General features: G+C 57.6%; 11 protein-coding genes. 7 read left to right on the top strand and 4 right to left on the bottom strand.

Annotated features, from left to right (window positions below; translation table 11 throughout):
* Nucleotides 1-66 precede the first annotated feature (66 nt).
* The 7 genes from V6L81_RS12580 (at nt 67) to V6L81_RS12550 (ending at nt 8,973) form a co-directional block, all read left to right on the top strand.
* Nucleotides 67-2,586 (top strand): CS1-pili formation C-terminal domain-containing protein, encoded by a 2,520-nt coding sequence (locus tag V6L81_RS12580; protein WP_338659979.1) that lies wholly within the window; start codon nt 67-69, stop codon nt 2,584-2,586.
* 71 nt (nt 2,587-2,657) lie between these two features.
* Nucleotides 2,658-3,905, top strand: a complete 1,248-nt coding sequence (locus tag V6L81_RS12575) for a hypothetical protein (RefSeq protein WP_338659978.1) — start codon at nt 2,658-2,660, stop codon at nt 3,903-3,905.
* Nucleotides 3,906-3,943: 38 nt separating this feature from the next.
* Nucleotides 3,944-4,684, top strand: coding sequence for a molecular chaperone (locus tag V6L81_RS12570; RefSeq protein ID WP_338659977.1), 741 nt, complete (start codon nt 3,944-3,946; stop codon nt 4,682-4,684).
* A complete protein-coding gene (locus V6L81_RS12565; protein WP_232527606.1) occupies nt 4,684-5,187 on the top strand; it encodes a CS1 type fimbrial major subunit in 504 nt (167 codons plus the stop codon). Before V6L81_RS12570 ends, V6L81_RS12565 begins: the two co-directional genes overlap by 1 nt.
* Nucleotides 5,188-5,206: 19 nt before the next feature.
* The gene (locus V6L81_RS12560; RefSeq protein WP_338659976.1) at nt 5,207-6,520 is read left to right on the top strand and encodes a hypothetical protein; all 1,314 of its coding nucleotides are present in this window, start codon (nt 5,207-5,209) and stop codon (nt 6,518-6,520) included.
* Nucleotides 6,521-6,619: 99 nt separating this feature from the next.
* On the top strand, nt 6,620-7,792 hold the full coding sequence (locus V6L81_RS12555) for an acyl-CoA dehydrogenase family protein (RefSeq protein ID WP_338659975.1): 1,173 nt from the start codon (nt 6,620-6,622) through the stop codon (nt 7,790-7,792).
* A complete protein-coding gene (locus tag V6L81_RS12550; RefSeq protein ID WP_095018862.1) occupies nt 7,789-8,973 on the top strand; it encodes an acyl-CoA dehydrogenase family protein in 1,185 nt (394 codons plus the stop codon). Before V6L81_RS12555 ends, V6L81_RS12550 begins: the two co-directional genes overlap by 4 nt.
* Nucleotides 8,974-9,045: 72 nt before the next feature.
* Here V6L81_RS12550 and V6L81_RS12545 read toward each other — a convergent pair whose 3' ends face one another.
* From V6L81_RS12545 to V6L81_RS12530, 4 genes are all read right to left on the bottom strand, one after another.
* Nucleotides 9,046-10,659, bottom strand: coding sequence for a DUF1302 domain-containing protein (locus V6L81_RS12545; protein ID WP_095018861.1), 1,614 nt, complete (start codon nt 10,657-10,659; stop codon nt 9,046-9,048).
* An 89-nt stretch (nt 10,660-10,748) separates the two neighbouring features.
* Complete coding sequence (locus V6L81_RS12540; protein ID WP_338659974.1) at nt 10,749-12,131, bottom strand: DUF1329 domain-containing protein; 1,383 nt, start codon at nt 12,129-12,131, stop codon at nt 10,749-10,751.
* Between the two features lie 139 nt (nt 12,132-12,270).
* Nucleotides 12,271-14,649 carry an efflux RND transporter permease subunit gene (locus V6L81_RS12535; RefSeq protein WP_338659973.1) on the bottom strand — a complete coding sequence of 793 codons (2,379 nt, stop codon included), beginning with the start codon at nt 14,647-14,649 and terminating at the stop codon, nt 12,271-12,273.
* 884 nt (nt 14,650-15,533) lie between these two features.
* Nucleotides 15,534-16,004 carry a hypothetical protein gene (locus V6L81_RS12530; protein WP_095002401.1) on the bottom strand — a complete coding sequence of 157 codons (471 nt, stop codon included), beginning with the start codon at nt 16,002-16,004 and terminating at the stop codon, nt 15,534-15,536.
* Nucleotides 16,005-16,349: the final 345 nt, after the last annotated feature.

Below are 16,349 nucleotides of genomic sequence, written 5' to 3'. Positions count from 1 at the left end.
CGCCCGGCCGGTTTTCGACCGGGCGCCTCTTCTGGATTGACTGTCCGTTATTAGAGTATTGCGTTTATGTTCCCGATGACTCGCATCGCGGTGACGCTGGCCTTGTTGTTCCCTGCAGCATCAATGGCAGCCGCAGAAGTCAGTACACCCCGAAGTTTGCTTGCCCAGGCCAAAGGCTTGCCGGCTGACTTCGAAGAGCACCTTTTCGATGTACCGCTGGCCGTTCAGGTCGAGCGCAACTCGCAACTGGTGGGTGAAGCCATGGTCGTACTGACCCGCGATGATCGTCTGACCCTCCTTGAGTTCACCGACTTCAACGCCAGCCAGATTCCGGCCAGTGAGCGCGACACCTGGTCGGAGTTTCTCCAGCAAGGAGTGCAACTGGGAGCCTGCACTGGCAAATGCCCCGAACAGTTAATGGCGGTTCATTACAACCTGGAAAACTCCATGGTCTCGTTGCTGACCGCCAGGGCGGAACAGGATTATCAGAAGAGCCGCTATCACGAACTGCCCAGCGGCGGCAGCGGCGGTTTGATTGTGCGCAATCAGCTAAACCTCACCGCCGGCCAGCGAGAGCAAGTTGACGGTCGTTATGGCCTGGAGGCCAGCGGCAGCATCGGCCACTGGAGCCAAACGCTCAACCTGCAACTCACACGCATGGATGGTCCGGACCAAAGTCAGCTCAAACATGCTGTCTATGAAGCCCACACCCAGCGTGAACTGGAAGGTACATTTCTGCGCCTGGGCTATTTCACTCCAGGCTCCGAAGGTTTGACCCGGCAAATTCGCACTTTTGGCGCCAGCCCCGATACCACAGTGGGCATCATGTATGGCAGTTCCGACAGCCTGGTCATCGATCAAGCCAAACCCGGCGTATACCCGGTGTATGTCACCGCCAGTCGTCCGGCAACGGCACAAATCTACCGCAACGGCCTGTTGATCAATTCCCAGCTGGTTGCCGCCGGTTTGCAGAGCCTCGATACCCGCCCCTTGCCCAGCGGTATTTACGAAGTCGAGGTTCGCCTGGTCGAAGACGGCCGAGTTAGCAGCACGTCTTCGGAGCTGATCTATAAACCGTCCAACTGGCGCAACTACGACGACCCATGGCGCTATAACCTGTTCGCCGGACGCGAAAGCAAACTGCTGAGCAACTGGGACGACCAGGCCACCGGCGACATGACCGCCGGCGCCTCGCTCAATTACCTGCTGCACCCGCGCGCCATCCTGGGTCTGTCTGCGCGCCAGGTAAAAAACAGGATGCAATGGGGCACCGCCATTGACTGGACGCTGGCCAGCAATCTCACCTTTTATGCCAATCTTTACAAGACTCAAAGCTACGGCACCGGTGTCGACTTTAACGGCCAGTACCACTACGGCCTCGGCAATGTCGTGTTCAACCACAACCGCAGCTGGCTCGACACCCGTAACACCTACGAAACCCTGCCGGACGGCACGCGCCTGCGCACAAAGTCCAGCTATGTGGGCCAGACCAGCACTACCGCCCTGTCCCTGAACCATCGCTTCGGCCTGCAAAGCACCTTGAGTGCCCGCCTCTCCCACAGCAATGGCTATAGCCGCGGCTACGGCCTGGACGTGGGCTGGGCGCAACCCACGCACCTGTTTGGCAGCGACGGTAACTGGCGTTTGTCGGTCTTTGATCGACCCGGCAGCCTCAGTTCCGGCAACAAGCGCAATCGCGGGGTCGACCTGAGCATCAGCCTGGCCCTCGGCGGCCCGGGTGAACGCTGGTCAGCCAGCCTGGGGTCACGCACCGGCCGGGACGGTGAGCGTGACAACAATGCCTCCCTCAGTTACAGCAAAAATATCGAAGGCCACGTCCTGCAAAGCGTGGCTGCCACCGCAAGTACCGATACCTACGGAGTGGGCGTCAATGGCCGGGCCACCTTCCTGACCGACAGCCTCAGCGCCGATACCTTTGTGCAACGCTCGTCTTATAACGGCTACCTGAGCGGTGGCCTTAACTTGGACAGCACCATCGCCCTGAGCGGCTTGACCGTGGCCATGAGCAGTGAGCCCTCCGGGCGCGGGGCCGGAATGATCGTCGACGTCGAGTCCGATATCGCCAACATTGCCTTGCGTGCCGATGACCTCAGCGGTGGCAGCACCATGCTGCGCCCCGGCCGCAACTATATTCCCCTCACCGCGTACGAGAGCAGCTCAGTCAGTTTCGACTTTCAGGGCAACCACGTGCCCGCCGCTGCGATCCAGCCACCTCGCGCCCGTTATCACCTGAACAAGGGCGGCGTGGGCTACCGCAAGATCAACGTGGTGAATACCGTCACCGTTCTTGGCCGCTTGATTGACGCGGACGGTAACCCGCTCAAGGGTTATCACATCATCAACACCACCAGCCGCGGCATCAGTGAAGTGGACGGTTTCTTCTCAATGGAGATGAACGCCGGCACTCCCACTCTGGAAGTGCGCAAGGACGAAGCATTACTCTGCCAATTCCGTATCGACATCAACAAAACCCTCAGGCAGAACAATGTGCTGGAAATCGGCGACCTGCGTTGCCATCCCGACACGTTGGCAGAATCGGCTAATAATGTTGAGGCAGCAGGATGAAGCGGAACAATCTAGCGGACTTCAACGTAAAGTGTTTATTGAGTCTGGTACAAAGCCGCAGGCTAAATCGGATGGCAAAAACCGCTGCCGGTATTGTATTGATTTTTGTTTGTGGCCTTGTTGCCCCGCCCAATACTCACGGGGTAGAGATAACAATAAATGCAGAGTTCAAACCTGACCCCGCCTTTCCCAATCGCAATGTATTTACGAATAAAACACCGAATACCGGTCAATATTGCTATTACAACCCTGCTGACTGCGCTTCCAAAGGCGTGTTCGGCATCGCCGCCCCCGTAGTTTTCAGGTCTGCGGTGCCTGTACTAGCCAATCACACAGATCCGCGTCAAGGTGCGATGGTGACAATCCCGGGAGCATGGCGGACATTAACCGTCAGGCACAACCAGACTCTGGAAACAGAGGAAGTGAAGATCCGTATAACCGGTTTTGGTACAGTACTGAGCATTGACCCCGACACCGTACACACCCTGGTTCCTGGTGCGACAAGCTGGGGAGACGGGCATAACAAACTGTGGTCCGGAAGTAACTGGTCGATACCGCCGTCACCCTGCACCAGAAAATCGACGCCCCTCTACACCGGTGGAAATTTTTGGTTCTTTTGGGGAGCACCGGAGGCCGATGTAATCTGTGCCAAAAAGGCACTTTACAACATCCCAAAGTTGGCATACCACTCTTTGGACTTCGCCTACGAATTAAATACACCTGATCCATTAGGCATGTCAGCAGGTGACTATTCCGGAAACTTGGCTTACACAATAGGGCCTTACCAGGATTTCGACATGGGTGATTTGTTGATCCCTAACAGCTCCGTGCTGAATCTCAATTTTAACCTGAACGTTCAGCACACCTTAAAAGTTGATATCCCCCCGGGCGGTAATAGGGTCGATCTGGTTCCCAAAGGCGGCTGGTACCAATGGTTGCTCATAGCTCGAGTACCGGAAACACTTGCCAGCGACCAATCCTTTAGTGTTTCCGCCAGTTCACGTTTCAAGATGCTGTTGAGCTGCGAAAGAGTCATGGGCGACACCTGCGCACTCAGCAACAACGTGAGCCACAACGTGCCGATCAATATATTTGTCAGTCTGCCCGGCGGCATTACCGATTCAAACGGCGCTTCGATCACCCGTAAGCCCTTGCTTACAAGCGGCCAGGGTACTGAACTGTTCCAGCCCAGCCGATATGTGGATGGAAAAACCGGGGTACTGCACTTCGAAATCGAAAAGAAATACGTGAATGAAATGCTCGACCAGGAAGGCACCTATAAAGGAAATGTGACCATCATCTGGGATTCAGAAGTTTAAGGCTCCCGGGTAGTAAATAGAGAAAACAGGAACTTACCATGAAACTTGCAAGTGCCATACTCAGTCTATGGGTTATCTCATTTAGTGCCATCGCGGGCCCCAGTATCAACGTTGGAACCGTCTTTGACTATATGGATGGCGATAAAAGCACCTATTTGAAGCGGGTGTATAACGGCGGCGGCAGCACCGCCTTTGTTCGCGTTTCCATACTGGAGATAGTCTACAAAGCCGACGGCACTTCAGAAGAAGTACCACTGAAAACCCAAGGCAATGCAGCCATGCGTGATGGCCTGATCGCCAGCCCGGCACGGCTGATAATCCCTGCCAGCGGCACCCAGGGCACCCGCCTGCTGTTCAAGGGGATACGAGACCAAGAGCGGTACTTTCGCGTGCGTTTTGTGCCGGTCGTGCCGGAAAAAGAAGATGAATTTGCCCTTTCCACCGAAGAAACCGACGCCTATAAAAAGACCCTGTCGGCCGGGATCAACGTGCTCGCAGGCTATGGCACCTTCTTTGTTGTACGCCCTGAAAACGCCGGTTTTGATACCCAGATAAACGACACCGCACAACAGTACTCAGTCAAAAACAACGGCAATACCATCATGCTGCTTGATGAATTCAAAGACTGCTCCGTCCAGAACCCGCTGGAGTGCGAGCCCGTTACCAAAAACCATATCTTGCCGGGTCGCCTGTTCAGCTTTACCAAAAAAGCTGGCCGTCATTATCGCTTTATCCTGATTGAGGGCAGTAACAATAAACCCATGGAGGTTAAAGGCTGATGCATCTATCTGCGTGCAAAATCTCATGCCTGACTGTCGCGGCAAGCCTGGCACTCTGGATGCAAGCGGGGTTTGCAGCGCGCGAAGAACACATCTTTGAAGTGAGTGTCACTATTCCGACCCCGGACTTCTATATATTGCCCGTGGAGTCGCAGTTTCTTGAGCGCACACAAATAATGAAGTGGAACCTTGCCCGCGGGTATCTGGAGCCCCTGCAGGCGTCATTCGATGTGCGCAGTCGCAGTGGCGCCATTACCGCACGCCTGGGCCATGAATCAATGCTGTCCAACGGACGGGATCTGATCAGCCTGCGGGTCAAGTTCAATGGCCACGAACTTGCGCTGACCGACACAGTGGTCGTGCCCGACAACGAAGCCAAAACGGGTTACAGGGTTCCCTTACGAATCGAGGCGATCAAGCCTGAAACAGGTTTTAAGCCAGGGGCATACTTTGGCAGTGTCCAAATCATGTTTGATGGGCCGACGCCTTCTGCAGCTCAATAAACAGCACTCAGGTAATAGCATGAAGATTAAACCCTCCAGGGCCTCTGTCATTGACCACAACCCCACACGTTTGAATAACATACCATTCTCAATATATTGGCAAACTTGTGTATTGGCCATCTTTGTATTGATACCTGGCCTTCTTGAGCCTGTATATGCTGCGAACGTCAATGTGCGGGCCGAGTTCAAGCCCGACCCGGCACTTCCACACCGAAATACATTCACAAACAAAACACCCAGCAATAGCCACTACTGCAGCTACGTGCCTCAAACCTGTATCAATAGAGGCATTATCAGTATTTCCGCCCCTATTTCCTTTCGCAACTCCAGCCGGATAATTGCCAACAACCCAGACCCCAGGCAAGGCATGATGATTCGGGCAAACAGTGATTGGCGTACTCTGATCGTCACCCATGCTCAAACGCTGGAAACTGAAGAGTTACAGGTTCGTATCACCGGCATTGGAACATATACATCTATCGAACCACAGAACATCCATACCTTGGTACCCAATGCAAGCAGCTGGTCGGATGGTCTCAATAAATTATGGGTGGGAGGTTATTTATGGCGGGGGGCTGGCACCTGCATTGGTGCGACGACATTCGTCGCTAACTGGTTCGGAATCCCGATCTACTGGACAACACCTGTTTCCGGAGCAACCTGTAGTAGAGCAGCACTGTACGACATCCCCAACTTCACTTATCGAACCCTGGACTTCTCTTATGAAATGAAGACGCCCAACCCACTCGGAATGTCATCGGGTGATTATAATGGTGAAATCAACTATACCGTGGGGCCTTACCAAGACATTGACATGGGAGACAATATGCTCCCCAGCGACAATATACTCACGATCAAATTCCTGCTTAATGTCCAGCACACCCTTAAAGTGGATATTCCACCCGGCGGCAATAAAGTAGAACTGACACCCAAGGGTAGTTGGCAAGAATGGATGCAAAATGGCCGCACGCCCGAGAAACTTTTTCGGGATCAGCCTTTCATGATTTCTGCCAGCTCACGTTTCAAGATGCAACTGGCCTGTGACCGGTTGGTAGGCGATACCTGCGCAATCAGCAATACCAGCAGCGGCCACGCAGTTCCAGTCGATGTACTGGTTAGCATGCCCAATGGCATCGGCAATGATGATGACTCCTCGGTCTCTCGAGAACCCCTGAGGGCTTCAACTGGACTGCTGTTCAAGTCCACGCACTATGTCGATAACAAGCCATCCACGCTGCATTTTGAAATACAAAGGCAGCATGTCCTGCAGATGTTGTCCGAGCAAGGCAAGTATTCCGGGAATATCACGGTAGTCTGGGACTCCGAAATCTGACTCGGGCTAATCAAACGGACTAGTCCGGCTCAGGGATTGCACCCGTGCTGCGCGCTTTCATGCTGGCGCCTTGATCCGTATTTTTACGACGAGGCCCATATGGAGCTTGCCCTGACAGACGAACAGCGAATGATTCAGGCATCCGCCGAACGTTTTTTGAACCAAGTGGCCAGCTCCGCTGCGGTGCGCACGGCCATGACCAGCGATCAGGGGTACGACACCGATACCTGGGCGCGAATGGCCAGGGAGCTGTATTGGCCCGCACTGGCGATCCCCGAGGCCTATGGAGGTCTTGGCCTGGGCTTTGTCGAAGTGAGCCTGCTCCAGGAACAGCTCGGGCGCTGCCTGCTGCCCACACCATTTTTTGCAACCTGCTGCCTGGCCACCCCTGCCCTGCTGCTCAGTCGCAATGAAGCACTCAAGGAACGCTGGCTGCCGTTGATTGCCGCCGGTGAGATTCGCGCCAGCCTCGCCTACACCAGCGCGCCTCGCTGGGACGACAGCGCCGTGCAGGTGTATGCGCAGAGCCATGCGGGGGGTTATCGCCTCAATGGCGAGTATCACTATGTGATCGATGGCAGCGATTGCCAGCTGTTGATCATTGCCGCACGCACGCCGGGCAGCGTCGGCGAAGCCGGTATCCGCCTGTTTGCACTGCCTGCCGATACTCCCGGGATTGTTTGCCAGTGGCAACCGACACTGGATCAGACCCGCCGCCTGGCTACCATCACCCTGAACGATGTAGTCGTCCACGACGATCAGTTGCTCAGCGAACCCGGGCAAGGCTGGCCGATGCTGCGCGATGTGCTGCAGATAGCCTGTGTTGGCCTGGCGGCCGAGCAGACCGGTGGCGCACAGCAGTCGCTGGACATCACTCTGGCCTATATCAGCGGCCGCGAACAATTTGGTCGCACTATCGCCAGTTTCCAGGCCATCAAGCACCGCTGTGCCGATTTGATGCTGGCCATCGAATGCGCGCGCTCGGCCAGTTACTACGCTGCCTGCATTGCCGCCGAGTGCCTGAATATCGATGGTGATCCGGGTATCCGTGAGCAACTTGGGGAAGCCGCGGCCACTGCGAAAATTTTTGCCAGCGAAGGCTTTTTCCAGTGTGCCGCCGAGTCCATCCAGTTGCACGGTGGCGTGGGTTTTACCTGGGAATACGACCCGCATCTGTATTTCAAGCGAGCCCGGGCCAGTGAGCAGATGCTCGGCACCCCGGCGTTTCATCGCGAGCAATTGGCCCGGCAGATTTTCGGAGAGTGCACATGAATATCGGTTTTAGCGCAGCAGATGAGCAGTTTCGCCAACAGGTTGCGCAGTGGATGCAGCAGCACCTGAGCGGTGACTTTGCAGCTTTGCGCTTTCGCGGTGGCCCGGGGGATGAGGACTTTGCTCCCGGGTTGCGCAAGCGCTGGGAACAGGTCTTGGCCCAAGGCCACTGGGTGGGTGCTGGCTGGGCCACCGAGCATGGTGGCCGTGGCTTGAGCATCAGCCAGCAAGTGATCTTTTTCGAAGAGTACGCAAGGGCGGGTGGCCCGGGACGTATGGGCCATATCGGCGAAGGGCTGGTAGGGCCGACGATTGCGGCCTTTGGCAGCCAGGAACAGCAGCAACGTTTTTTGCCGCCGATACTGGCGGGCCAGCACTTTTGGTGTCAGGGCTACTCCGAACCGGGTGCCGGGTCGGACCTGGCCAATATAAAGACCCGCGCCAGTTTCGATGAAGACCGCGGGCAATGGTTGATCAGCGGGCAAAAGGTCTGGACCTCACTGGCTCATGAATCGGACTGGTGCTTTGTGCTGGCACGTACCGAGCCGGGAAGTGTTGGCCATCGCGGCCTGTCGTTCTTGCTGGTGGAGATGGACCAGCCGGGTATACGGGTACAGCCGATCCGGCAATTGACCGGTACCAGTGAATTCAACGAGGTTTTTTTTGATCAGGCGCGGGCTTCGGCAGACAACCTGATCGGCCAACCGGGTGATGGCTGGAAAATCGCCATGGCGCTGCTGGGGTTTGAACGCGGGGTATCGACCCTGGGCCAGCAAATGCAGTTTCAGAATGAGTTGGACGAAGTGGTGCGTATTGCCAAGGCCAATGGTGCGGCGCAAGACCCGGTGCTGCGCCAGCGCATCGCACAGGCCTGGAGCGGCTTGCGGGTGTTGCGCTACAACTCGTTGCGCATGTTGTCCGGGGTACAGGATGGCAGCCTGCGGCCTGAAGCGACGATCTACAAACTGGCCTGGTCGACCTGGCATGTGGCCCTGGGCAAGCTGGCGATGGATGTACTGGGGCCAGAGGCCGAGTTGCTGGCCGGGGCGCCTTATGAGCTGACACGGTTGCAGGCGCTGTTTCTGTTTACCCGTGCGGATACCCTTTATGGCGGCAGTAATGAGATTCAGCGCAATATCATTGCCGAACGAGCGCTGGGGATGCCGCGGGAGGCCCGGTAGACGGGCTGAGAATCACAAGCCCTCTCATCCCGCCCCTCTCCCTCCGGGAGAGGGTTGCCGTGAGGGCCCGGGTCAAAAGGTGTACTTGCCATTGAACGACAGGTAATCCCGATCCGCCATTGTCCGTCCCTGGGCAATATCGGCCGAGCTCAAATACGCCACATAAGTCAGCCCCAGCTGAAAGTTGCCCAGGTACTTGAAATCACCACCCACTGTCAGACGCTTTTCAGCACGGCCCAACCCCGAATAGGCACTGCCGTCAATGTTCTGGGTCCAGGTGGCCTTGGTGGTCAAGTCCCAGCCGTTGAATACGCTGGGGTGATCGAAATAGGCGCCGATCCCCAACAGGCTTGAACCCCGTGTTTGACCGTCATACACATATTTATTGAAAGTCCCGTCCGTGCCCGCCCCGCCACCGCTAATGGTCAGGTCATCCACGCCCTGGATGCGCTGGTGCACCACCTCGGTCATCAGGGTGGTCTGCTGCGCCATAAACGTCGGCCCGATCATGTACACGGCATTCAGGTTTCCCTGCCACACCTGCCCCCGCGCCGGCGCACCGTTGCTCAGGTACACCGCCGCGCCGTCGCGATAGCTCAGGTCACCGGCGAACTGCACCGAATCACCGGCTTTGGTGGTGAAACTGATGCCGGTGAGCTTGATGTTGTCAAAGTAACCCAGCTGGTAACTCGGGCCATTGCCGTTGCCACCCACTTTGTTCAGGGACGAGTAATGGGTCTGCCCGGTAAAGTCGAAGAACAGTGCCGGGACGCGGTCGTGATAACGGTAATGAAACAGGCCGACCTCGGTGTTTTGCGTCACCCGGTATCGGGTGCCCAGGCCCCACTCGCCGCTGTCGCCCGGTTTGACCGAGCCGGCGTAGCCGACTGCGGCCCCGTTGGGCAGGTTGTCGACGATACCCGGGGCGAGCCGGAAAAACTCGGCCCCCGGGCCAAAGGTATCGCTGCCAAAGTAGTCGCCCACGGGGTTGAGCTGGGTTTCTTCCCACTTGTACTGGTAGAACCCGAGCAGGGTCAGGTCTTCATTCACCGACCACGCGCCCGATATCTGCCCCACCGGCAAGTAGGCATCCTTGGCTTCGGTGCCGGGCACGTTGAACTTGGTCGAATCCACCGGTGCCTGGCCCTGGCTGATGTTGGGCCAGAACAGGCTCTCGCCCCAGGCCACCAGATGCCGCCCGGCCTTTAGTGACAGGTACTGGTCGTCATTGACGGTAAAGTCGCCATACACATAAGCATCCAGCAGCCGCGCCTTGCTGCCGCTGAGTTTGCGCGTGTCCTGGCTGAAGTCGTTGTAGCGTCCGGTCTTGTTCACCGTGTCCGGTGAGTCGTTGTCGTTGCGCTGGTGGTAGACCTCGTCATAGAAATGACTGCCGCGCACCACGGCGCCGAGGTTGTCGTGCTTGAGCATCAACTCGCCAAATACGCTGACCCGGTTGTTGATCAGCGAGCCGCGCTTGAAGTTGCGCGTGGCATCATCGTAGTTGATGTTGTTCAGGTATTCGTGATCCGGTTTTGCGGTACGCATCGAGGCCGTGTAGTTGACGGTCAGAGAAGAGTCGAGGGTGGTGTTTTCGCCCAGCTCGAGGGTAGGTGCCGCCAGGGCCAGACCGCTCAGCCCCGACAATAAACCGGTCCCGACAACACGCGTGTATTGCTTGAACATGCCTTGCTCCTTGTTATTGTTGTTTTGCTCCGCCCGGCCACCTGCGCACAGGCAGGGCCCGTGGCAGACAGCAGGATGGCGTCAGGGCGTTACTTGCCGGCCCGACGTGCCGCTTCGGGGCCAAAATCGCCAGCAGCAAAACCGCCTTTGTTCAGCACATAGCCGTTGCGTTGTTCGTTGATCAGGTTGAAGGCCAGATAACTGCCAGCGTTCAGGTCGTGATGCAGGCCAACACCGGCCTGCCAGGTTTGCGTTTCCGGGGCATAGAAGTAATTGACCATCGAGGTGCGCCACAACTCGCCGCGGTTGTCGTAGTTGTCACCCATGATCGGGAACCAGCTGTCTTCGTCGATATACAGCGTGCGCTTGCCGTACAGATGGCGGTTACCCGGCTTGAGCACACCTTCGAGCACCCACACGCGATGCAGTTCGTAACGCATGTTGTCGGGGTTGATATGACCGGGAGTGAGCATGCTCGCGTACTTCAGGTCACCGGCGTGCAGGCGCGCAGTGTTGTAAGGGATATACAGCTCTTTTTTACCGACGATGTTCCAGTTATAGCGCTGGGCCGAGCCGTTGAAGATGCGTACTTCGTCGACGGTGATCGAACCGCCGGAGCCCGGAAAGGCCATGTCAAAACCGTAACCCGGCGACTGCCGCACACGCCGCGTACCCGGATCGTAGCGCCAGCTCTGGCGCGGCTCGGTCTTGTCGTTCCAGTACTCGGTACCGGTGTTGATTTCACCCTTGTCGCGCTGTGGCAGCAGGGTTTCGTTAAGGTAGAAAGACGAATTGCCCACCGTGTCGCCAATCTTGCCCGGCTCCAGCCCCGGCGCCATATTGCGCGAGTGCACGCGGCCCCAGTTGATATTGCCATCCTTGAGCACATAGGCGTTGTCCGAAGTGTATTCCTCGGTCCAGGCACGCACGGTAAACAGCGAGGCATTTTTCAGCAGTTCAATACCGTTTTGCGGTATCGGGAATGCTACCCCGCCAGTGCGGGCAACCACGCCTTCGCCGTCGTCGACCAGTTTGGCGACCGAGGCATTTTCCAGGGTGGCCTTGCACACCGTGTCAGAAAAACGAAAGTCACGGTGCGAAGGGTAAACCGGCATGCGGAATGTTTGCGGATAGAGTTTGAACAGGGCCTTTTGCCCCTCGGACAAGTGCCCGTCGTACTGACTGAGGTTTTGCGCGGTGATCACAAACAGCGGCTTTTCGTTGGGGTAAGGGTCTACGGGATGCTTGCCCGTGCCCTCGAACTTCATCCCCGGTGCCGCGCCCAGCCATTGGCCGCCAAAAGCAGGGATGGTGCCTGCGGCGTTACCCGCCTTTTCGGCGCCGACACAGGTCAGGTCCTTGCCCAGCCGGGTGATCTGGTCGGCAGGGGCCTGGGCCAGCGCCAGAGCGCTGTAACCCTGCAATGCCAGGGCAACTGACAGCCAGCCGCCCATATGGGTGATGCGTCCCATGGAGTTCTCCTTTTTATTGGTCATGCACATTTACTGGTGGGAGCGGGCGTGCCCGCGATTGGATCGACGTGGTCTGGCTGATACATCGCGGCGCCTGAATCGCGAGCAAGCCCGCTCCCACCTGAAACCTGGCGCCCACTCACGCTCTGGCTGATTGCGCAATCGTGAGCATCGCGGGTTCCACCAGCGGCTTGCCCAGGTTGAACCACGCAGCCAGTGCCGGCAGCAGGAAGATCGCCCCCAGCACGTTGACCATAAACATGAAGGCCAACAGCACACCCATATCGGCCTGGAACTTGAGGGGCGCAAACACCCAGGTGCACACCCCCAGCGACATGGTCAGCGCGGTAAACACCGCCGCCGTGCCGCGCTGGCACATGGCGCGGTAGAAGGCTTCGCGCAGGTCATGCCCCGCGGCCATCTCATGCTCGATGCGCTCGTACAGATAGATGCCGTAGTCCACCCCTACCCCCACACCCAGCGCCATTACCGGCAAGGTCGCGACCTTGAGGCCAATACCCAGCAGGGCCATCAGTGCATTGCACAGCACCGCGACAATCGCCAAGGGCACCAGAATGCACAACACTGCGCGCACCGAGCGAAAGGTCAGCAGGCAGAACAGCGCCACCGACACAAACAACGCCGCCAGCATCACCACTTCGGCCTGCTTGACCGCTTCATTGGACGCCGCCATCACGCCGATATTGCCCCCCGCCAGCTTGAACTCCACCCCCGGCACGGCAATCGCAGCGATAATGCGCCTGGCCTCATCCAGCACATGGGCCACGGTGGCGCCTTCGTGGTCGGTCAGGAACACCAGGATCTGCATTTTCTGGCAGCCGTCCGTCACCAGCCCCGAGTCCGGTGAATAGGCGTAGGCGCCCTGTTGCAAACCCTGGGCGGAACCGGGGATGGCCGCCCAGCGCGGGTTGCCTTCGTTGTTGCCGGCAATCACCTGCTTGCTCATCCCCGCTACGCTCTGCACCGATTGCACACCGCGGACTTCACGCATCTTGAAGTCGAATGTTTCCACCGCTCGCATGACGGCCGGGTCCAGGCAGGCTTCACTGCGATCGCGAATGGTCAGAAACACCGAAAGCACATCCAGGCCGATGGCGTAACTGCTGATGATTTTCTGGTTGTCCTGGTTGTAGCGCGAGTCGGCCCGCAGCTCCGGCGCGCCGGTGCCGATATCACCAGTGGCCAGTTCGCGGGCCTTGAACGCGCCTGCCGCCAGCAGCAGCAGGCTCAGGGCAAACACCCAGAGTGCCGGTACCGGTGTGGCCAGCGCCGACAATCGCCACCACAGGGGGTGACGCGAGCTGGCAATGCGCGCCCTGGCCGTCATCAGGTGCGACTCGAGTTGCAGATGGGCGATGAGCAGCGGCAGAACGATTTTGTTGGTGATGATCATCAGCATCACACCGATACAGGCCGTGACGCCCAGTTCGTGGACGATGGGGATATCGATCAGCATGATCACCCCGAAACCCAGGGCGTTCATCAGCAGCGCCAGCGCGCCGGGGATAAAAATCTTGCTGAACGCCACCTTGGCCGCACTCACTGAATCACTTCCGGCCAGTACTTCCTGCTTCCAGGCGTTGGTCATTTGCACGGCATGGGACACACCGATGGAGAAGATCAGAAACGGCACCAGTATCGACATCGGGTCGATACCCAGGCCCAGCAATGGCAGCAGGCCGAGTAACCACACGACTGGCAGCAAGGCGACAAACAGCGCCACCAGGGTCAGGCGCAACGAGCGTGAATACAGCCACAACAACGCGGCGGTGATCAGGAACGCGATGGCGAAAAAACCCATCACCGTGTTCAGCCCTTCGACCACGTCGCCGACCAGTTTGGCAAAGCCCACGATATTGATTTCGATATCGTCGCTGGCGTATTTGGCGCGGATGTCTTCCAGGCCACGGGCAATTTGTATGTAGCTTACGGGCTGGCCGGTCTTCGGATCGATGTCCTGCAGGTCAGCGCGCACCAGCGCGGATTTGAGGTCATTGGCCAGCAGCCGGCCGATCTGCCCGGAGCGCGCGGCATTACTGCGTACCTGTTGCAAATCTGCGGGGGTGGCGGCGTATTGCGGCGGCACCACCAGATCACCGACATAGCCGTCTTCAGTGATTTCGATATAGCGCACGTTGGGGGTAAACAGCGAGGTGACGCTGGGGCGGCTGACCCCGGAGAGATAAAACACGTCATCGGTGACGTTTTGCAGGGTCTGGAGGAACTCGGGGTTATAGATATCCCCCTCGCCTTTCCAGTGCACGCTGACCAGCAGGCGATTGGCGCCGGTAAAGATACGGCTGAAGTCCAGGAAGTTGATCATGTAGGCATGGCGCACCGGTATCTGCTTGTTGAAACCGGGGTCCAGGCGAACCTGGGTGGCGCTGTAGCCCAAGGCCAGGGTGAGCAACAGAAAAAAGCCGAGCAAGGCTTTGCGCCGGGCCATCAACTGCTCGGCGCCGCGTTGCACAGCCGATGACAAGACAAAAGCGCCCATGCTCGCGGTCCCTCGCACACTGGTTGAAAGTAGTCGCGATAATCAGACGGGGCCGGGCCTTGAACATCGTCCGTAAGGGTTAGGCTGTTTGAGGGATGGGGTAACTGCCCCTGTAGCTGCCGAGGAACGAAGGCTGCTGCTACAGGAACACTGCAACTGTGGGAGCGAGCCTGCTCGCGAAGGTCGTTCGCGAGCAGGCTCGCTCCCACAATAGGGCTTGACCTGCAACAGAGTATCTACAGAGATTGCGCAGTACACGCGAACCGAACAGGCCGGCCGGTCGGCCGCCTCGGGGCGCAGTGTTTTTGATCTGCCAGCCCTCCCGGGAGGCCGAGAGGAGGTGCTGAGGAGTGGGTCGACCGGCATGGATGCCGGGAGAGCCGCGACGGGGCCATGGATGGCCCGTGGCGGCGTGCCCACGGAGCAGGACCGGAGCGAGGGAACCTGAGCGCAGCGAAGGCCGTACGATGGGGCGAGGACCTTTTGGTTCCTTTTGGGTCCTTCCAAAAGGGACTCGACGTAAGGTCGAAACCATAGTCTCCGTTAGACACAAATGCCGGATATGTACTCAACGTATCAGTTAAACAAACAAGATCAAGCAGGCCTCAACCGTCACGCAGCAATTGACAAACCTGTACGAAAAATCCCGAAAAACGTGAGCTGGCAGTCTCTGGAGAGACTCTGTTGCAGGCTCGCTCCCACAGTTGCAGTGATTCTGTAGCTGCTGGCGTAGGAACGAGGCTGCGTTGTGCTGCGCAGCAGCCCCAAAACAGGCACTGCGGTCTGCCAGTCAAACCCGGCTCACCGGGTTTACGACGGCTTCGCCGCCGGACGTAGCCTCGTTCTACTCGTCAACTGCTACAGGTGTTTTGCTCAGGTTTCGGTCACTCTTTGCTGGCCTTGAACGCCAGCTCGCCCTTGGGCCATTTGGCCGCTTTGGCGGTCACTGCCTTGAGGGTCTTGCTCAGGCCTTCCTTGAGCTGCTCCTGGGCTGCGAAGATCAGCATCACGGTCTGACCTTCCTTGAACACGATACCTTCGCCCAGAGGCGAGCTGACATAGGCGTAGTCACCGATGCCGTAGATCGTCATTTTGATATCGCGAAATTTGATTTCGAACTTGCCACCTTCGCGGCTGGGCAAGACTGCTGCGCGAAAATGATCACCGACCTTGAGCCCGAGACCTGGTTTGTCATCTACCACCAGCGCTGATTCAGTATCGATTTCAGCGATGTAAATACCTTCAGCGTTCTGCTCGGTAACGTACACAAAGCGGGACTGGAACAGTTTGACCAAACGTGCCCGCAAATCACCCAGAACAAACAACGCATGCATTTCCAGATTGCTGACTGCCAACGAAAAACCCTCGAAAACGTGAAGTGGCGCTACCAGAACAAATAACAGGCAGCAGAAAAAAGGCCTCAGCCCACTTATTAAAAAACCGGGTACAGCAAAATCTCCTGGCTGATGGGGCAAGGAGTGGCATGTGACTTCAAGACTAAAAATACGACAGGACCACCATTCTACCGGCTCATGCCCGAAGTTGGGTATACACATCCACTTCTCAGTCAGGGAATCCGTAAATTTTTCTTGATTGAGGCCCGGTTCTACAGGGCTTTCGTCGTTAACTGCGCCGCTGGCTGTCAACAACTGCCATACTGGCCGAAAAATCAGCCTGGCCCATGCCGCCGGGTTGTCCGG

Origin of the sequence: Pseudomonas bubulae (genome assembly GCF_037023725.1) — a bacterium.
Taxonomy (GTDB): domain Bacteria; phylum Pseudomonadota; class Gammaproteobacteria; order Pseudomonadales; family Pseudomonadaceae; genus Aquipseudomonas; species Aquipseudomonas bubulae.
The sequence above is the reverse complement of the archived record's forward strand: the minus strand, read 5'-3'. Positions and strand labels throughout refer to the sequence as shown.